14 protein-coding genes are annotated in these 18,796 nt (G+C 37.7%); 2 read left to right on the top strand and 12 right to left on the bottom strand.

The features are described from left to right. Window positions 1–138: 138 nt before the first annotated feature. Complete coding sequence (gene rpsU, locus ACLNCV_RS09350) at window positions 139–315, bottom strand: 30S ribosomal protein S21 (RefSeq protein WP_000048054.1); 177 nt, start codon at window positions 313–315, stop codon at window positions 139–141. A 150-nt stretch (window positions 316–465) separates the two neighbouring features. Continuing rightward, a complete protein-coding gene (locus tag ACLNCV_RS09345; RefSeq protein WP_084925838.1) occupies window positions 466–1,173 on the bottom strand; it encodes a glucosamine-6-phosphate deaminase in 708 nt (235 codons plus the stop codon). Window positions 1,174–1,323: 150 nt separating this feature from the next. On the opposite strand from ACLNCV_RS09345, the gene queA reads away from it, so the two are divergent. Beyond that, complete coding sequence (gene queA / locus ACLNCV_RS09340; RefSeq protein ID WP_004255765.1) at window positions 1,324–2,352, top strand: tRNA preQ1(34) S-adenosylmethionine ribosyltransferase-isomerase QueA; 1,029 nt, start codon at window positions 1,324–1,326, stop codon at window positions 2,350–2,352. A 79-nt stretch (window positions 2,353–2,431) separates the two neighbouring features. On the opposite strand, the gene ACLNCV_RS09335 is transcribed toward queA, so the two are convergent. From ACLNCV_RS09335 to ACLNCV_RS09315, 5 genes are read right to left on the bottom strand one after another with little or no spacing between them, the layout of a single operon-like run. Next, the gene (locus tag ACLNCV_RS09335) at window positions 2,432–3,292 is read right to left on the bottom strand and encodes a YihY/virulence factor BrkB family protein (RefSeq protein ID WP_020902460.1); all 861 of its coding nucleotides are present in this window, start codon (window positions 3,290–3,292) and stop codon (window positions 2,432–2,434) included. Window positions 3,293–3,319: 27 nt separating this feature from the next. Beyond that, window positions 3,320–5,374, bottom strand: coding sequence for a cation:proton antiporter (locus ACLNCV_RS09330; protein WP_084925840.1), 2,055 nt, complete (start codon window positions 5,372–5,374; stop codon window positions 3,320–3,322). Window positions 5,375–5,385: 11 nt separating this feature from the next. After that, window positions 5,386–5,640, bottom strand: coding sequence for a hypothetical protein (locus tag ACLNCV_RS09325; protein ID WP_020902458.1), 255 nt, complete (start codon window positions 5,638–5,640; stop codon window positions 5,386–5,388). Beyond that, window positions 5,633–6,190 (bottom strand): tRNA (mnm(5)s(2)U34)-methyltransferase, encoded by a 558-nt coding sequence (locus ACLNCV_RS09320; protein WP_424845137.1) that lies wholly within the window; start codon window positions 6,188–6,190, stop codon window positions 5,633–5,635. Before ACLNCV_RS09320 ends, ACLNCV_RS09325 begins: the two co-directional genes overlap by 8 nt. Then, window positions 6,174–7,130 carry a TIGR01212 family radical SAM protein gene (locus tag ACLNCV_RS09315; RefSeq protein ID WP_025172881.1) on the bottom strand — a complete coding sequence of 319 codons (957 nt, stop codon included), beginning with the start codon at window positions 7,128–7,130 and terminating at the stop codon, window positions 6,174–6,176. Before ACLNCV_RS09315 ends, ACLNCV_RS09320 begins: the two co-directional genes overlap by 17 nt. A 91-nt stretch (window positions 7,131–7,221) precedes the next feature. On the opposite strand from ACLNCV_RS09315, the gene ACLNCV_RS09310 reads away from it, so the two are divergent. Next, complete coding sequence (locus ACLNCV_RS09310; RefSeq protein WP_004242853.1) at window positions 7,222–7,581, top strand: DUF3397 family protein; 360 nt, start codon at window positions 7,222–7,224, stop codon at window positions 7,579–7,581. Window positions 7,582–7,659: 78 nt separating this feature from the next. On the opposite strand, the gene ACLNCV_RS09305 is transcribed toward ACLNCV_RS09310, so the two are convergent. The 5 genes from ACLNCV_RS09305 to ACLNCV_RS09285 form a co-directional block, all read right to left on the bottom strand. Then, window positions 7,660–7,968 (bottom strand): hypothetical protein, encoded by a 309-nt coding sequence (locus tag ACLNCV_RS09305; RefSeq protein WP_060805173.1) that lies wholly within the window; start codon window positions 7,966–7,968, stop codon window positions 7,660–7,662. Window positions 7,969–8,455: 487 nt separating this feature from the next. Continuing rightward, window positions 8,456–15,067 carry a S8 family peptidase gene (locus ACLNCV_RS09300; protein ID WP_084925844.1) on the bottom strand — a complete coding sequence of 2,204 codons (6,612 nt, stop codon included), beginning with the start codon at window positions 15,065–15,067 and terminating at the stop codon, window positions 8,456–8,458. 778 nt (window positions 15,068–15,845) lie between these two features. Beyond that, window positions 15,846–16,631, bottom strand: coding sequence for an ABC transporter permease (locus ACLNCV_RS09295; RefSeq protein ID WP_084925846.1), 786 nt, complete (start codon window positions 16,629–16,631; stop codon window positions 15,846–15,848). 1 nt (window position 16,632) lies between these two features. Continuing rightward, window positions 16,633–17,451, bottom strand: a complete 819-nt coding sequence (locus ACLNCV_RS09290) for an ABC transporter permease (RefSeq protein WP_060628603.1) — start codon at window positions 17,449–17,451, stop codon at window positions 16,633–16,635. Between the two features lies 1 nt (window position 17,452). Next, entirely contained in the window at window positions 17,453–18,445 is a 993-nt protein-coding gene (locus tag ACLNCV_RS09285; protein ID WP_084925847.1) for an ABC transporter ATP-binding protein, read from the bottom strand. Window positions 18,446–18,796: the final 351 nt, after the last annotated feature.

The raw sequence follows: 18,796 nt of genomic DNA, 5'->3' as shown, positions 1-18,796 counted from the left end.
TGAAAATCAAAGAGCAAACTAGGAAACTAGCCGCAGGCTGTACTTGAGTACGGCAAGGCGACGTTGACATGGTTTGAAGAGATTTTCGAAGAGTATTAAAAGAAAAAAGACTAGATTTCTCCAGCCTTTCATTTCTAATTAGAATTTTTTACGTTTACGAGCTGCTTCTGATTTACGTTTACGTTTTACAGAAGGTTTTTCATAGAATTCACGTTTGCGTGTTTCTTGAAGAGTACCAGCTTTAGTAACCGCACGTTTGAAACGACGAAGTGCGTCGTCAAGAGATTCATTCTTACGTACTACTGTTTTAGACATTTTTTTCACTCCCTTCAAGTTCAAGATCTATTCTATTTTACACGTAAAAGGAATAATTGTCAAGAAAAAATCCGGTTTAATTTTGATTTTTTTGCCATTTATACAAGAGTTTAAAGCACTCAGATAGAAGAAACTGAAGGGTTTCGTTTTTTATTTTTCAAGTAGGCTGAGCGCTTCAGCATCTGCGATGATGGTCACATCTGGGTGGTTTTGTAGGCTACTTGCAGGTAGATTCTCAGTCACTAGGCCAGACACTGTTCCAGCAATGGCTTCTGCTTTTGATTCACCGTAGGCAAAGAGAAGGATTGACTTGGCATCCAAGATATTTTTAATCCCCATTGAAATGGCTTGGGTTGGAACATCTTCAATCTTGTCAAAGAAGCGCGCATTGGCTTCGATAGTAGACTGGTCAAGTTCTACTAGATGTGTTTGACTGTCAAATGGAGTACCAGGCTCATTAAAGCCGATATGTCCATTGCGACCGATTCCCAAGATTTGAAGGTCCACTGGATGGTCAGCCAAAATTTGGTTGTAGCGTTCAACTTCAGCTTCAGCATTGTCCTTAACCCCACGAGGCAAGAAACTTTCTTTAAATGGTTTTTGGTTAAACAAGTTTTCTTGCATGAAGTAACGGTAAGACTGTGGATTATCTCCATCAAGTCCTACATACTCATCAAGGTTGACACTGGTTAAATTTGAAAAATCAAGGTCACTCTCAACAATTTCCTTGTAAAATTCAAGTGGGCTACTTCCTGTAGCAAGTCCTAGGGTTTGAGCTCCATTGGCCAATTTTTCCTTCAAAATCTCAAAAGCAACTTTTCCACCCTCGATTTGGTTTTCAACTTTAATAACTTTCATCTTTTTATCCTCCGTTTCAATCTATATTTATTATATGGTATAGACCAATTTTTGTCAAGTGAAAACGATTTAATTTTCAAAAAAAGAGCGTCCAAACTTGAAACATGTTATAATGGATAAGATTAGAACTTAGAAAGAATGAACAGATATATGAATACAGCTGATTTTGATTTCCACTTACCTGAGGAATTGATTGCCCAAACGCCCCTTGAAAAACGGGACGCCTCTAAACTCCTCATCGTCAACCGTGAGACGGGAGAAATGCAGGATAAACACTTCCACTCTATTATTGATATGCTGGAACCTGGTGATGCCCTTGTCATGAACGACACCCGCGTTCTCCCAGCCCGCCTCTATGGTCAAAAGGAAGAAACTGGAGGCCATGTGGAACTTCTCCTGCTCAAAAATACTGCTGGAGATGAGTGGGAAGTTCTGGCTAAACCTGCCAAACGCCTCAAGATTGGTACTCGTGTCAGCTTTGGTGATGGTCGCCTCAGCGCTGTCGTTACGGAAGAATTGACCCACGGTGGTCGTATTGTCCGCTTTGAGTACCAAGGAATTTTCCTAGAAGTTTTGGAAAGTCTGGGTGAAATGCCTCTACCGCCTTATATCCATGAAAAACTGGATGACCGTGAACGCTATCAAACTGTTTACGCCAAGGAAAGTGGCTCTGCTGCAGCACCAACTGCTGGACTACACTTCACTAAAGAACTGCTAGCAGAAATCCAAGCTAAGGGTGTTCATCTAGTCTATCTGACTCTTCATGTCGGACTAGGAACCTTTAGACCCGTTTCAGTTGACAATCTGGACGAACACGAAATGCACTCAGAATTCTACCAGCTTTCTGAGGAAGCTGCTGCCACCCTTCGATCTGTCAAGGAAAATGGAGGCCGTGTCATCGCTGTCGGAACCACTTCTATCCGCACTTTGGAGACTATTGGTTCCAAGTTTGATGGGCAAATCCAAGCAGATTCTGGCTGGACCAATATCTTTATCAAACCTGGGTATGAGTGGAAGGTCGTGGATGCCTTCTCAACCAACTTCCACCTGCCAAAATCAACTCTGGTCATGTTGGTTTCTGCCTTTGCCGGCCGTGAATTAGTCTTAGACGCTTATCACCATGCCATTCAAGAACACTACCGCTTCTTCAGTTTTGGCGATGCCATGTTTATCTATTAATTTATATAATCAAAAAACGCATATTATCAAGGTTTTATAAAGCCTGATAGTATGCGTTTTGTAATGGATAAAAAATGAGTTAATTTATTCTAAAGCTCGTATCTTTCAAGCTCTGGACACTGGCATTGATCACCGCGCCGATAATCAAAATCTTAGCGATGAGAATAAACCAGAACATCATGACCACCACGACGACGGAACTGAAAAAACGCACGTCCACTAGGTGATTGACATAATTGTTAACATAGACTGAAAAGATATTGAGTAGTAAGACCAGGGTCAACAAGACAAAGGCACTACCTGGCAATACAGAGCGAATCCTTCGCACCTTAACATTGGGTAGAAAATAGTAGAGCATGACCAGGATGGCAAAAATCAAGGCATAGACCAAAGGGCCTGTTAGGTCTTGCAGATAATCAAAAAGAGGACTATCCGATTTCCAATAGCTTTTGACAAGGTTGAGGAGCATACGGCCAAAGACACTCAAAAACAGAGCTAAAGCAAAGAGAATCTGCAAGCCAAAACTGACAAACAAACTCATGAGTTGATGGGAAATCATTCCACGATTTTTTGATACTCCGTAAGCTTTATTAAAGGCTTTCTGCAGGAAATTCATAGATTTTGAAAAGGTCCAGAGGGCTGACAAAACCGCAAAACTCAATAAACCCGTTGACGGTTGGGTCAGCACTTCTGTAATGATCTTTGCGACCACATCATACATGGTATCCGGCAAGAATTCATTGACAACCTTTAAAAAATTAGAAACTGGAATCTGAAAATATGGGAGGATATTAACTACCACCAAAAGCAGGGGAAAAATCGAAATCAACCAATAGTAGGCTACTGCGACACTGGTTAACTCACTATCTGATGCTTGATAATAATGCAAAAAAGCTTTTAATAAGGGCTTATCTATCAGCTCTTTCCACCACTTCTTCATATCATACTCCTTCACTTATAATCTTGATTAATTTCTTCTTACCAATTCCATCATATCATAAGGCAGGGTATTGGCAGCTTCCTTCAAGGAATAGTTCTCTAGGTTATTTACATTTTGTCGTAACTTCTTGGCATACTTGGTCGTAATCAATCGTTTTTCTTCGTATTCGAAAATCAACTTGCGCTCCAGATAATAGCCTCTCAGCATTTCATCGATATTGTTGGGTTTGACACGATTGATAACCCGTTCGACAAAGGCACCACTGGTGATAATAGCTGTTTCTCTGAGACGAGAATCCTGCATGAAACTGATCAAAGAACTCTTATAAACCCCTTTTAGGTTCTCCAGACTTTCGATAATCATCTCTGTATTTTCTAGATAGAGCTCTGCAATTTGATCATAGTCAAGGGCTCTGAGTTTCTGTGATTCTTCATTTTTCCAACTGCGGAAGGTCTTGCCAAAGGTAAAGACTTCGTGAAGGAGAAAACGTAAAATCCGCAAGGAAACAAGGAAATAATAGGTCAAACGTGAAGCAAACTTACGATTGATACTTTGCTCCATGTTTTTCAAGTAACGTTGGTAGACTCGATAAGCACGCTCACTCATCTTGCCTTCTTCGTAAGCCTGTTCTAAACCATCACTTTCAATACTGAGGATAAGAAGTTTCAAGGCCTCCCAGTCTTCTTGAGCCCCCTTATTTTCTTGACTCAAGATAAGATTCTCTATTCGTCCATGGTAATTGTCAATGGCTGCATAGAGGGGGAGCTTATTTCTGGTATCTTCCAACTCTTTTTCCAACTCTATCGTTACTTCATTCAAAATGCCAATATGCATGAGATAGTCCTTACTTTCTTCCTGTTCATCAGAAAGATGAGGCAAGACTACGAGGCCTGTTAAAAAGCTTACAAGCGTCACACCTGCGACAAGGAAAAGCAAGAGAGGATACTCCTGTTCTAGATTACTTGGTATCAGAAGGATCGTAGCAATCGACACCGTTCCCTTGACACCCGAAAAAGTCAAAAGAAGCATGTCCTTCATATACTTATTTAACTTTTTCTTGAGGCGTCGAGTCCTGTAGGCATAATAGCCATAAATCATGACAAAACGAATGGCAAAGAGGACAAAAGTAAGGGCAACAAGAGATACCAGTAAGAGTAGTGGATTATAGATTGGATTGGTCAAGATAGGCTCTGCTATCATTTCCAACTCCATTCCCAAAATAACAAAGACAGAACCGTTGAGCATAAAGGTCACTGTATGCCAGACCGTCTCGGTCACTGTATCCACTTGGGCCTCGAGAAGCGTGATTTTCTTAAAGCGGCTTGCCTTCAAAATTCCAGCAACTACAACGGCAATAATCCCTGAAACATGGACTTCTTCTGCCAGAAAGAAGGTCACCAGAGGCAAACTCAATTCTAATAAAAGTTCACTAGCAATATCCGTTGCTCGTACACTAAGTAAGAAGCTATGGAGGAAACGGTTGGTCATGGCTGTTAAAAAGCCAATTAAAAAACCGCCTAGGATTGAAAAGATGAGCGAACTACTCGCTTGCCCAAGGGAAAAGGCTCCAGTTGTCCAAGCTGTCAAAGCTACCTGAAAGGCAACCAAGCCAGAAGCATCATTCAAAAGTCCTTCACCTTTAAGGATATTGGAGACACGCTTAGGAAAGCTAAAGCGCTCAGAAAGAGAGGCAAAGGCCACCAAATCCGTAGGGCCAAGTGCCGCCCCAACAGCCAAGCAAGCCGCCAAGGGAAGACTGAGCCAAAGCAGATGGGCCAAGCCACCCAAACTCAGGGTCGAGATGAAAATCACTGGAAATATGAGATAAACAATGATTCGCCAGTGTTTTACAATAGCCGTAATATCTGCTTCCTCCGACTCTCGGAAAAGCAAGGGCCCAATAACCAGTGCCAAAAACAACTCTGTATTGAGGTGAAAGTCGGTATTGGGTAAAAAGAGACCAATCACAATTCCCAAAAGAATTTGCACCAAAGGTAGAGGCAAAAAGGGCAGGAGCTTATTGGTTGTACTCGAGACAATCAAGACTAGTAAAAATAGGATGAGGTAAATCAGTAATTCCACGGACTTCCTCCTTAATTTTTTTTACAACAGGATTCAAATATCTCCTTCTGCTCTTTGATTTTTTGATCAATCTTGGAACAATCCTTGTGCTCAATTTTTCTCTGGCACCGTTCCATTTCAAGAGCAACTAATTTTTTCTTGATTTTAAGCATTTTTTTGCTCATATGCGCTTGGTCTAACACACCTACTGCTCGTTCGTGGTGGGTTGATTCAACAAAATTCTGGCGCATGGCATCCAGCTTTTCACGTAGGTATTGTTTATCCATGTCTATATCTATCTAATTTTTCAATCATCACTAAAAACGGTGGGTTGTTGACTTGGTTCAGGGTTCGGTAAATGGCAGCTGTGTACTCTTGTTGGTTCAACTGGCTGACAAAATCCAAGACAGCATCCCTCTCTAGATCGCCTCCTTCATGACCATAATAGATCATGATAGCAATCCGTCCACCTTTGACAAGCAAATGACACAGCTTTTCTAATGCTTCAATCGTTGTCTGAGGTCGGGTAATGACGGATTTATCAGCTGATGGCAAATAGCCCAGATTAAAAATCCCTGCCTTGGCTTCTGTCACAAACTGGTCCAGTGTCTCGTGACCTTGCAAGATTAACTGGGCATTTGTCATTCCAGCTTGGTCCAAACGCTCTTGGGTCTTTTCCAAGGCTTGCTCCTGAATATCAAAGGCATAGACTTGCTTAGCTAGTTTCGCTAAAAAAATCGTGTCATGACCATTACCCATGGTCGCATCCACTACGATATCCTCTTTTGTCACTACCTCAACCAAAAAATCATGTGCCATCTCAAGTGGTCTTTTCATTTTCAAACTCCTGTTTTACAGCCTTGCATCCTTGAATACTTCCACGACGTCGCATCTCCATCTCAATGCTGTTGAGCACTTCCCACTTATTGAGGCTCCACATAGGCCCAATCAGCATATCTCTAGGTGCATCTCCTGTGATTCGATGGATGACGATATGCTTGGGAATGATTTCCAGTTGGTCACAGATGACCTTGACATATTCGTCCTGACTCATCAGTTGCAAACGTCCCTCGTGGTAGTCCCGTTGCATACGAGTATTGGTCATCAGGTGAAGCAAGTGCAGTTTAATCCCTTGAATATCGTTATCCGTGACACAACGGCGGACATTTTCAATCATCATCTCATGGGTTTCACCAGGAAGTCCGTTGATCAAATGAGAAACAATCTCAATCTTGGGATATTTTCTCAAACGCTTGACCGTCTCCACGTACAATTCATAGGAGTGGGCACGGTTAATCAGATCAGAGGTTGCCTCATAAGTGGTCTGCAAGCCCAATTCAACCGTCACATGCATGCGTTTCGACAACTCAGCCAAATATTCGATGGTTTCGTCGGGTAAACAGTCTGGGCGCGTTCCAATATTGATTCCTACCACACCTGGCTCGTTGATAGCCTGCTCATAGCGCTCTCGAATAACTTCAACCTTTTCATGGGTGTTGGTAAAATTTTGAAAATAAACCAGATACTTCTGAACATCTGGCCACTTGCGGTGCATAAAGTCAATTTCCTTATAAAATTGCTCACGGATGGGTGCATCCGGTGCTACGATAGCATCTCCAGAACCTGAAACCGTACAAAAAGTACAGCCCCCATGAGCCACAGTTCCATCACGATTGGGACAGTCAAATCCCGCATCAATAGGGACTTTAAAAGTCTTTTCTCCAAAGAGTTTTCGATAATAATCATTCAAGGTATTATAAGATTTCATAACCTTCATTATAACAAAAATCACCCACAATCTCAAAAGCCTGACTTTCCTATAAATTCCTCTGTTTCTCGTTTCCATTAGCCATTTTTTATGATACAATATGGGTATGATTTTAATGAAATTAGCATCTATTTTATTATTGATACTGACCTTAGTCGTCTGCATTATCATAACCAAACTTTTTAGATTAAAAAAACTAGGACGAAACTTTGCGGATTTGGCCTTTCCAGTCTTGGTATTTGAGTATTACCTGATTACAGCTAAAACCTTTACCCATAATTTCCTCCCTAGACTGGGCCTAGCCCTCTCACTCCTAGCCATTATTCTCGTTTTTTTCTTTCTTTTGAAAAAACGTAGCTTTTACTATCCTAAATTCATCAAATTCTTCTGGCGTGCTGGATTCTTATTAACCCTTGTCATGTATATCGAGATGATTGTTGAATTGATGGCTCAGAAATAAAAAACTAAATCGAAAACACCTCAATCAAACTAAATACAGTGATTGAAGTGTTTTTCTTTATATCTTTTTCAATAATTTCTATTTACTCTCTTTATCAGGAAATAGATAGCCAATACCTACACAAGCTAGCACACCTGCTCCAATCACCAAGCCACTTGAAATTGGCAACAGGTCCAAAATTGCATTCGCAATAATAAAGGCAATAATCAAACACATCAGACTAGCCTTGTAATCCTTTTTCAAAAGATTCTCTAGAGTGAAAAAGAGGAACAAGCCTACCGGAATCAATGACCAGAGGTTAATGTCCAAACTTGGCCAGCCAACAGAACCAAAATACACTACTGTCGCTGCTGCTACTAAAAATACAATCCCCAATAATTTTTTCATTTCTTTATCTCCAATTTCGTTTTTAGGAACTTGAGTTGTCTAATACTGCCCCCCTCACGTCCTTTACACAAATCATTATAGCAGAGGTCAGTTTCAAGAACAAGTTCTTTTGCCTATCTGGTCTCTATATCGGTCTAAGTGGTTGAATAATAGCGATAAAATAAGGAATCAGGTGAAAAACTTCCTTCCAAATAAAAAGGAATTAAGCAACCAAACGCTACTTAATTCCTTGAAATTGTCTCATCACCTCCATTAACCTTTAAATTTTGATAGACTCTATTTTCTAATTAATATGACCAATATTGTCAATACTAACCCTTTCAATCAATTCATTAGTTATCAAAACTAAGTCCATTAATAAAGCCGAAAAGAGTATCAATAGTAAAGTAAACTAAATAATTGAGTTATAGATGGCTATTTTCACAAAATTGTTTCATCACCACACTATCTCATCTCAGTACACAAACCATGTTTCTATAGCTTTGTCTTAATCTTGATCTTTTTTCTTCAATCCAAGAAATGCACCTACGGTAAACATTATTCCGGCAACCAATGACGTGAAGACTTCGCTAACTGTTCCAGTTTTTGGCAACCTATCATTGTTAGTAGTTGATTTACTATCAATATTGGTATGTTTATTAGCTATGTTCTCTGGTTCATTGAGATAAACTTCCTTCTTATTTTCAAAGTTTTTATCATTTTTATCAGGAACTGGAGATGTAACATCCTCAGTTGAATCAGAGTTGTGTGAATGATTTTCTCTTTGGAAATCCTCTTTTCTATGACTTTCACCTAATTGACTATAATTTACTTGTACAGGAACTGTAGCTTTGACACCTTCAGTTGAATCAGAGTTGTGTGAATGATTTTCTCTTTGTAAATCCTCCTTTTTGTAATTTTCATCTAATTGGCTATGATTTGCTTGCACCTTATCTTTCTTTTTCGATACATCAAAAGTAGGTTTATTTTCCTCCTCCTTTTTCTCCTCTATTTTCTTGAATACAGGTTTTATAAGGGTATCTTTTGATAGATTAAGAACATAGCCAACGTCTTTTTTCCCTTCGACACCAGAAATTTCCCAACCATCAAATTGATAGCCTTTTTCTAATTTACCCTTATAGACAGGTAAAATGAAATCTTCTTCCGACACTATCGTTGAACTCATTTCTTTTCCATTTTGAATGGTCACAGTCACCGTATGAGCTTTTAATTCGCTCACCTCTCCCGTATCTTTGTTTAAAATGAATTCTTTTACGGTCGTATTTCTTGCAAAATCTTTTACAAGAATCTTAATGTTTAGTGTCTTATCTGTTAGTTGTTTAATATCATCAAATGATTTATATTCTTTTCCATTTACATAAATATGTTTGTCTTGAATCTCACCATCGAATCCATTATTTCTTTTATCATTGATGTTAAAGACTACAGATTTTCCATCAGCATATTCAATACTAGTATTTCCCTTAGGATCAATGTTTACTTCTGGTTTAACATTATCATATAAAAATTGATAGTGTACTCCAACCGCTTTCGCATTCAAATCGCTATAGCCAGTTTTAAGATAAACATTTCCATCCATATCTGTTACCTTATCTGGGAATCCGTTTGCTTTATAGTCTTTCATTCCCCAGTCCATGATGTCACCGTCTTTAACATTAAGCTTAACGTTAAAATCTCTAGTGTTATCAATGTGTAAATCTCCGTAGATTAAATAATTATCTACAACAGATTCATTAACTCTCAACTCCCAGTTAAAACCACCCTTATCAGAAATCTTACCTCTTAAATAAAATTCTGGATTTCGTACATAAATTTTATTAGATTTAGATGGATTAAAGTAGTTCTTGTCCATTGAAAGGTTTACTGGTTTTGCATCAATAAATAACGTAGAGCCATCTTCTTTTATAGCTTCTACATTGGACTTATCCTCTCCAGTGTACTCTTTATCATCTTTACCAAATAATACAAGTTTAGAAGGATCTGTTACAAGATTTCCATCTTTATCGATTGCCTCCCCTTTATCGTTCATTTTAAATCTAAACACTTGATACCTTACAATGTTAAAGCCGTCCAAAGCCGACATTAATACTGATTGAGTACTTCTTCCATCTTCAACATTTCTACTATCAGCATAAATTATTTTTTCTGATAAGGCTCTTAGATTAGGATTGGCCTTTTGTATTTTTGCTATATCTTCCTTGCTATAGACTCCATTTCCTTCTAACATATCCGTTTTTCCAGGATTATAGGTAGTCACTTTTAGTGCATAGCCTTTTCTCAGAATGATATTATCCTTTAATAGATATTGTTGTTTTTCTGAATCAGAATAGATTTTACCAGATTCCATTTCAGTTAAATTATTTGGTTTATTCTTTGAAAGATCTCCTTCTCCTAATTCTATTATATTCCCATAACTTGATGCATATGGATATTCTGTTTTAGTTTCCTTATTTTTTTCAGGCATTCTAATCTTCGTTTCAGCTTTTATCTGATCATCATCTTTAACAAAGAATCTCATATCTCCTGCAAAAGCTAATCCATCCACAATATCATTAATATTAGCGTATAAATCAAATGTCATCGTTTTTGAATGGGAATCATACTTGGTCGCTTTGATTTCTATAGATTTATAGTTATTTCCATAATATACCTTGGCATTTTTAGACACATTACTTATCTTTCCAAGAATTTCAAAGTGTCCATCTTTAGACGGGCTTAGAACACCATAAATTTTTGATTTGATTTCGTCAAGTTTTTCAGTTTCATATTCTAAGGCACTACCATCGTCATAAGCAATGATATTTCCCTTATCATCGTATTTATAATCGTATTCCTCTGTTCTCTTACCAGTTTCACTTGTAAAGTCATCAACTTCTCTAAATTTCTTTTTAATGAGTTTCTTCAAGTCTTTACTTTCAAACTCTCTAATTGTTGAAATAGTTTTATGAATAGTCAAGCTAGATTTTTCTTCAATAGACTCTTCATTGTCTTGATGATTTTCTTCCTCAGTTGTATCTTTTTTAAGACTATCGTCTTTTCTATTTTCTAAATTTTTAAATTTAGATTCAGAAATCTCGCCAAGCTTTTGGTATTTAGATGAATCTTGATCAGGATCTACTAGATAATAGGAAATCATCCCCTTTTCATCAGCATGATCAGCAAATTTAATTCTATGAATCTTTGTAAAATTGCTAGAGCCATCTAATGCAATGACTTCAATGATTTTTCCTCTTAAATCTCCTGCACCATTAATTTCATAAATGGTATTTCCATCTTTGTCAAGTTTTCTATTTCTTCCTTCACCCTCACCTGCATAAGTTACTTCAAGATTTTTCTCAACCTCTCCGTCTTCATTAACAAGAGCGGCGCCAGCATACCAAACTTCGTTGGCAATCTCGTCAAATTTTTCAGGATGTTCTTTTTGATCTCTCGCAAATAGGGTTTCATTCTTGTATTGATCTTTTACCTTGTGATAAGTATCCTTTGTAATCAGCTTAATTTTTTCAGGATTTGAAAAATCAACCGAAACAATCTTAGGGGCTGTGTTATCAATTTTTACAGGAATATAGGAAACCTGCCATGGGTAATCTTTAGTTAATCTATATTTAAATTTATAGAAATATTGACCTTCTGCAATTGGTTCAAATTGACCTCTTATCTTAGTAGCAGGATCTTGGTTATCCTTGCTTTCTGGTGCATTTTCTTCTCTACCTCTAGGGTTATAAATGAGTCCATCCCATTTCAAGTCACCCCAAACTTTTAGCTTAGAAGATTTGATTCCCTTTGCATCATTTCTCTTAGAGTTTAAAATTCCTTTAATAAAGTGTTCTCTCGAAATGACTTTTAAGTCGATTTGATTTTCTCCCTCTTTATTTGTATTTACTATTGAAATCAATCCTTCTTCTGCACTTCTTAATACAAGTGGAGAAGGTGTTAATCCTCTCTCAAGTTGAGCATCTTGAGGATTTCCATTTGAATCTAAAGGATAAATTTTAGCAATATTAGAACCACTTGATGATGGTGCGTTGATCCCTTCGTTATTGAAAGCAAATAATTCTGGATTTTGATCTAGAGATGTTGTATTTTTATCTTTTCTATTTTGTATAACTCCTGCTGGATTAAATTTATCTATACCATGCTCTCCACCAATTCCCTTATTTAAAGTTCCTGGAATTTTTGGTTTACCATCATCATCATAACCTTCCATTGTTTTTGATTTTGAACCTTCTTCCCAGGCCCATTTATCAAGGATTGGTTCCTTATTCCAATCCCCAGCAAATCCCATTAAAGGCATCGATAAAGAAGGTTGGAAATTTGTTTTCTTACCATTGGAGTTTAGAGCTTCCATTTCTTCCACTGACTCAAAATGAATAAATGATTCTACAAATTTATTTTTGTTTTTAGCCTCTCCAACGTTTATAACCGCATTTAAATCAAAGCTAGAATTTGGGCCTATAGTGAAAGTGTCATGCTCAAATGTGATATTTGCTCCTTTGATTTTTTCTGGGTGGATTTCTGGAACAATTTGCTTCCCATCTGGAGATTTTTCGTCTTTATATGTTTCATCAAGTTTTAGTCTGTCAGTTAGAGCATCTGTAGTTATAGCAGATGCTGAAACTTTAAAGGTCAAAGGTCTGTTTGATGTATTGTGAAGCTTAATGGTAAAATATTTTTCTTCTCCTTTTATTTCTTTAAGAGAAATAGAACCATAAGAGTTTACCAAGCCTTTAGAATCCGTGTTTTTGAAAGTCGCTACAACTTCATTTCTCAAAGCATTGGCCACATTAATTAGCCCTGCTCCCTGTTGTCTAGGTGATGCAAAGTATTGGCTTTTTTCTTTCCAAGACGTTGCGTCCATCATAGGTCGTGCAGTATTTTGTAGGGCAATTTTTGTAAGACTTGTAAGATCTATTTTGTCATCTCCCTTAAGATTTTTCAACACAGGTCTTTCAAGCATTTCCTTTAATTTTGGTCTAATCAAAACAGTAGAAGCTGCCACGATTGGAGTTGCCATACTAGTCCCTGACATATAACCATAAGTTGATTTCCCATTAATGACATTGAGAGTGGATTTAATATTTTTACCAGGTGCTGAGACATCAGGCTTTAAAAGCAAATCTGTTCTCGGTCCCCAAGATGTGGATCCTGCTGGAACTATGATATCTTCTTTATACAATTCTTTGTCTGTGTCAGGTGCAAACTTAAAGTCAATCTCTTTTTCATCACCTACATTCGGTTTATTAGAATTATAGCTGGCCATATCAATTGGATAGTATTGCTCCAATTTATCTTTAAAATCTTCTTTATTATTCCTTTTAACCTCAGTTTTTTTATCAGGGTTAATCATGTTCCATAGCTTTACACCATCATCTCCTGAAATTGAAAATACTTGACTAGTAGTTCCTTCATCCTCCTCATATCCCATAGCTGGAAGCTCTGTCCAATTATCTCTATTGTAGTAATTTACAGTATTTACAACCATAATGGCGCGTGCGCCCTTATCCGTAGCTCTTTTAAAAGAATTTTTTAAATCCTTTGTATAAATTCGATCCATTACTGCAATTTTGCCTCTAAGATCCAATCCTATCAAATCTTGATCTTGACCCTTGCCTATATATACAAATTTCAATTTATCAGGAGCTTTTGATCCATCTTCATTTGTTGTGATTTTATTCTTATCGAAAAAGGCCCCTATATTTCTGTATTTAAAATTTTCTCCACCTATGTTAACTTTATCAAACTCAACTGTTTGATTTTTAGCAGATGCGACTGCTATCGCATCTTCATGTGCTGCAGTTCGTGTTACATTTCCAGTGTCGGTCATTTTCAGATTATTATTTGCCACTAAATCCCATGAAGAACTTGAAGCAGAAGTCGCATAGTTACCCGTAGCTACAACCATTGGAATTCCTGCTTTTCTTAACGCTCTAATAGCCTCCCAATATTTCTCACCTACAAGACCTGTTCCTGTAAAGCCTGATGATACCGAAACAACATCGACATTGTGTTTGATCGAATCTTCAATAGCATGAAACATTGTTTCATCTCCTGCGAAGCCAGATCCTGCGTCAGAGTACATTTTATAAGAGAAGATCTGTGCATTAGGAGCAATTCCATCGATTCCGTTAAAGTTTTTAATATCTTTTTCAGTATCATTTCCCGCAAGAATCCCTGCAATATGCATCCCATGTGGATCAAAATAATCGCTTCCATCATCAGCTTTTTCTACAGTAATTTTACCACCATTATAATAATTGAAAGCATGAGGAATTTTATCACTCAACCAGAAATTTTTATCAGTACCCTTTAAGTCTTCTTTTTTAAATCTCATTGAGTCTTTGGCATCATCATCGATTCTCATAGCCTTATGCCTATAATCTGTCCCCGTATCGATATTTGAAATAACCATACCTCTGCCATCAAAGTTTTTCCCAAATGGTGCATTGATAGATTTTAGGTAATCGATTGCCTCTTCAACTCCAATTTCTTTTCTAGCATGATTCATCATAGGTTGGACTTTTTGTGACCTTTCAACCGATGACATACCTTCTATTAGTTTAATTTTGTCCAGATTATCTGGAGTTGTTTCTATTGCAACACCATTAAAAACCGTATCATAAGTATATAAAACTTTTGTATCCTTAAGATTGGATAATTCCTTGATTGCTTTTTCTCCAGATTCTTTATCTTTAAATTCAGCAATATAGACAAGTTTATCCTCTTTTTTGGGACTTTCTGGGTCTTTACTTACAGACGAGTCCGCTTTATCTCCTTGGGATTGATTGGAATTTTCTTCTTTGATTTTTTCTTCTTCATTGCTAGTGTTATTGTCTATCACAGATTCTTTACTAACAGCTTCTTTTTTCTCAATAATTGTTGTTTTCTTCTCTTCAGTATCCTTTGAGGTTTCTATAACATTACGAATATCTTCAAGTTTTTCTTTGTTTTCGTTTTGTTTACCTACTACTACTGTTTCTTTATCAGGTATTTTTAAAGAATCTTCAGAACTAGGTGTATCTGCTAGGATTACCTCGTTAGGGACATATGCTGCTAAAATAACTGCAGCTGTGGTTAATGACAATACTGTACTTTTTTTCATTTTAATTCCTTACATATTTATTTAACTTCCAATAGATAGTAAACTTTAACTTTGCTAGCCTTTGTTATAAAAAGTTTTACTAAGTATTATCTAGGAAATAGAGTAGTACATTTATATATAATTGTTAGCTCTCTGAAAAATAGTATATCAATTAAAAAAATTTAAGTCAAGAAAAATTAAGGTGTATTAATTTTATTTTTAATATGTGTTAAAAAAGATATAAAAATTTCGTACTTAACTGAGATACATTATAAGCACATTCACACCATCAAAAATAGTAGCAATCAACTTAAAGCACTAGCAACATCACAAAGTCAAACATCATTGATGAAATATCAACGCTATTAAACAATATAAATAACCGCTAAGAATAAGACTTAACGGTTATCTTCTACATATCTATTTTTTCAAATCCTCAGTCGTTTATCTACCTATAACCTAGGCTTTACGAGTGCCCTGCTCTGCCAACTGATACTCAATGAAAATCAAAAAGCAAACTAGGAAGCTAGCCGCAGTCTGCTCAAAACACTGTTTTGAGGTTGTAGATAAGACTGACGAAGTCAGCTCAAAGCACTGCTTTGAGGTTGTGGATAGAACTGACGAAGTCAGTCACATATATACGGCAAGGCGAAGCTGACGTGGTTTGAAGAGATTTTCGAAGAGTATAAGCTAAATCGCTATTACATTTAAAGTATAGCACTCTGAGAATAGATGTCAAGAAATTTTCATCTCTATTAGAAAAAGCCTGTCCTGAGACAAGGCTTTGAGTTTCTTCATCTTAGGACCCAGCACTTTCATAAGAATCCAAGCCCCTGTCCCAGAGTTTAAGGGAAATACCAAAAAAGACAAGGGAAATCAACATCAAACCTCCGATGTTAAAGATTACATCCTTGTCCTGCAAGAAATAGCTGGCAGGATAGTAAGCCGTAAAAGCAAAAGGTACGATAAAGCTAATCAACCAACGAAGAAATGAATTGTAAATGGAAATGGGATACTTGGCAAAATCATTAAACATATAGAAAATGTAAATCATGGCGCCTGACTGTTTGGTCCAAAAAGCGATACTAGCTGTCGCAATTTTTAAAGAAGTATAAATCAAGGTCGCAAAAGGAATACAAACTAGGAAAAGCAGGAATTTGGGAAGAGTCCAAGCAATGCTGGTCACTGTTGTTCCCAGTAGGATACCACCAACCAAAAGTTCGCCTAAGGCATCAATCTGAAAGGTTTCAACTAGGATGTGAAAGAGGGGATTGATAGGACGAGTCAGATACTTGTCAAACTCACCTTTTCTCACCAAGCGTTGCCCTAGCGCCCAGAGATTATCAAAAAAGAGATGGTCCAACCCCTTAGGAATCAAGGAAAAGCCATAGATAAAGGCGATTTCTTGAAAAGTCCAACCTTCTAGGGATGGGATGTGTTGAAAGATGACATTGAGAAACAAGAGGTTCAAGCCTTGAGTCAGAAAGACTCCTAACACGCCGACGACAAAATCGACCTTGTACTCCATGATTTGCTTGATGTATTGTCTGATAAAAATCAGATGCATGCGTTGATATTTTTTCATACTAACCTCCCTGAATGGTGATAAAGGACTGGACTCGTTTCCAAATCAACTGAGACAAGCCCACCATCACTAAGAGCCAGAAAAACTGCAAAGCGAGCGCCTGAAGAATCTGATTGGCATCGTATTTCCCAACGATAATCATGACCGGAGTGTAAATCAATGATGAAAAAGGCAGGAAGGACAGAATATCTGAAACAACCTTTGGAAAGAAAGCCAAGGGAATCAAACTTCCAGACATAAAAGCCACTATGGAAGTCTTAAGTAGGTTGGAACCCCAAAGATTTTTAAACACAAAGGCTGAAAATCCAAAGCAAATATTAAAGAAAAAGTTAATCAGATAGGCCAGCGTTAAACTAAAGAGGTAAAGGACAGTTAATCCCAGCACTTCTACAATCCCTTGACCAGATAAGATTTTCATCAAAACAATGACACTTAAAAATGGAAGGCCAACGCTGATAAAAATCAACCACTTGGAGCCAAGCTCTGTAAAAAGGTAAGATGCCGCAAAGTGCACTGGTCTCAACAAGCGCATGATGATGGAACCATCCTTGACCTCCTCCCCAATCATAAAGGACGAATCTGACCTAGTCAGAAGATTGGTCACAAAACTCATGATAATGTAGAGGGTGATATCTGCCATACTAAAGCCCTGAATCAAAGACTCTTGCGAAGAATCAAAGACTGCCTTCCAGAGATAAAAGGCCACAAAAGCACCCATAACATCGCCGATCCGATAGAGAATAAAGTTGACTCGATAGGTAATCAATTCCTGAACACCTGCATTGATAAAGGGTTTATAACGTCTCCACAATTTGACCATCTTAGAGCTCCTTTCGATAGAAGCGACGGATAATATCCTCAATATTCGTATCTACCATCTTCAAATCTCGGATTTCAAAATCAGACAGGGTTTGCTTGATAATGTCAGCTGACTGGTAGCGAGAACTATCGAATTCAATGTTGAGGCTATTTCCCTGTCTATCAATAATCATATCAGGCAGGCCTTCATAGTGAGAGACGAGATGACTTTGACCTGGTAGCAGTTCAAAAGAAAGAGTCTTCATCTTTCCAAAGGTTTCCTTGAGCTGGCTCACCGTTCCATCAAAAATCTCCTGCCCCTTATCAATCATAAAGATCCGATTACAGAGCTGCTCAATATCACTCAGATCGTGAGTCGTCAAAAGAATGGTTGTTTCTTCTTCCTGATTGATTTGGGTAATGGCCCGACGAATGTTATCCTTGACCGAAACATCCAAACCAATGGTCGGCTCATCTAAAAAGAGAACCTTGGGATTGTGAAGCAAGGAAGCTGCAATGTCCGCCCGCATGCGCTGCCCTAGTGAAAGAGTCCGCACGGGATCCTTGATAAAGTCCTTCAAATCCAAGACTTCATTTAAAAAATCCATGCGCTTGTGGAAGAGCGAATCCGGCACATCGTAAATCTCTTTTAACACCGTGTAGGTCTCTTGCAGAGCCAAATCCCACCATAGCTGGGTACGTTGTCCAAAGACAACTCCAATATCCTTGACATAATCTTGGCGATTGTCCTGGGGAATCTTGCCATTAATCCGACAAAAACCAGATGTCGGTTTTAAAATCCCTGTCAGCATTTTAATGGTTGTCGACTTCCCAGCACCATTGGCCCCGATAAATCCTAAAATTTGTCCTTTTGGGACCTCAAAGGTCAAATCCTTGACCGCTTCAAAGGTCTGCTTTTCAGGATGAATAAAGGAGCGCAAAGCTCCCTTTAACCCTGGTTCCTTGACTGTCTTCACAAAATTTTTCTGAAGATGTTCCACTTCTATCATTGCCATATCTATCTCCCTTTAGTAAGAAACAACATTGTATTTTTGACTACAAATATCTAAATCCTTACTTTCTAAAACTTCTACATTTTATTGCTACAGAAGGCTTTATACCAACCTATTATAATCCAATAAAAACTAGAATGCAAGCGTTTGCCTAAAGTTTATGGAATTGAAAATTTTTCTCTTAAAATAATACTTTTAATCAAAAATTATGGTTTTATTGTTTCCTTAAAACGCCAAAAAACCCACCCAATGGGCAGGTTTTAGGCTCTATAATATTTGTAGTGGGTAAATCCCCTATGGATATTATGGAGCCTATTTTGTTGTAGAAAAAAAGTCCCATAAGATCTATAATGA

The organism is Streptococcus sp. CL5.50, from assembly GCF_049738015.1.
In the GTDB taxonomy this organism is placed as follows: domain Bacteria; phylum Bacillota; class Bacilli; order Lactobacillales; family Streptococcaceae; genus Streptococcus; species Streptococcus mitis_CA.
The sequence above is the reverse complement of the archived record's forward strand: the minus strand, read 5'-3'. Positions and strand labels throughout refer to the sequence as shown.

What these genes read in the sequence shown, in the direction of transcription:
- ACLNCV_RS09345 (WP_084925838.1), bottom strand. Translation starts at nt 1,173, where the DNA reads ATGAAAGTTATTAAAGTTGAAAACCAAATCGAGGGTGGAAAAGTTGCT.
- ACLNCV_RS09315 (WP_025172881.1), bottom strand. Translation starts at nt 7,130, where the DNA reads ATGAAGGTTATGAAATCTTATAATACCTTGAATGATTATTATCGAAAA.
- ACLNCV_RS09310 (WP_004242853.1), top strand. Translation starts at nt 7,222, where the DNA reads ATGGGTATGATTTTAATGAAATTAGCATCTATTTTATTATTGATACTG.
- ACLNCV_RS09285 (WP_084925847.1), bottom strand. Translation starts at nt 18,445, where the DNA reads ATGGCAATGATAGAAGTGGAACATCTTCAGAAAAATTTTGTGAAGACA.
- ACLNCV_RS09325 (WP_020902458.1), bottom strand. Translation starts at nt 5,640, where the DNA reads ATGGATAAACAATACCTACGTGAAAAGCTGGATGCCATGCGCCAGAAT.
- ACLNCV_RS09305 (WP_060805173.1), bottom strand. Translation starts at nt 7,968, where the DNA reads ATGAAAAAATTATTGGGGATTGTATTTTTAGTAGCAGCAGCGACAGTA.
- ACLNCV_RS09290 (WP_060628603.1), bottom strand. Translation starts at nt 17,451, where the DNA reads ATGGTCAAATTGTGGAGACGTTATAAACCCTTTATCAATGCAGGTGTT.
- ACLNCV_RS09300 (WP_084925844.1), bottom strand. Translation starts at nt 15,067, where the DNA reads ATGAAAAAAAGTACAGTATTGTCATTAACCACAGCTGCAGTTATTTTA.
- ACLNCV_RS09335 (WP_020902460.1), bottom strand. Translation starts at nt 3,292, where the DNA reads ATGAAGAAGTGGTGGAAAGAGCTGATAGATAAGCCCTTATTAAAAGCT.
- queA (WP_004255765.1), top strand. Translation starts at nt 1,324, where the DNA reads ATGAATACAGCTGATTTTGATTTCCACTTACCTGAGGAATTGATTGCC.
- rpsU (WP_000048054.1), bottom strand. Translation starts at nt 315, where the DNA reads ATGTCTAAAACAGTAGTACGTAAGAATGAATCTCTTGACGACGCACTT.
- ACLNCV_RS09295 (WP_084925846.1), bottom strand. Translation starts at nt 16,631, where the DNA reads ATGAAAAAATATCAACGCATGCATCTGATTTTTATCAGACAATACATC.
- ACLNCV_RS09320 (WP_424845137.1), bottom strand. Translation starts at nt 6,190, where the DNA reads ATGAAAAGACCACTTGAGATGGCACATGATTTTTTGGTTGAGGTAGTG.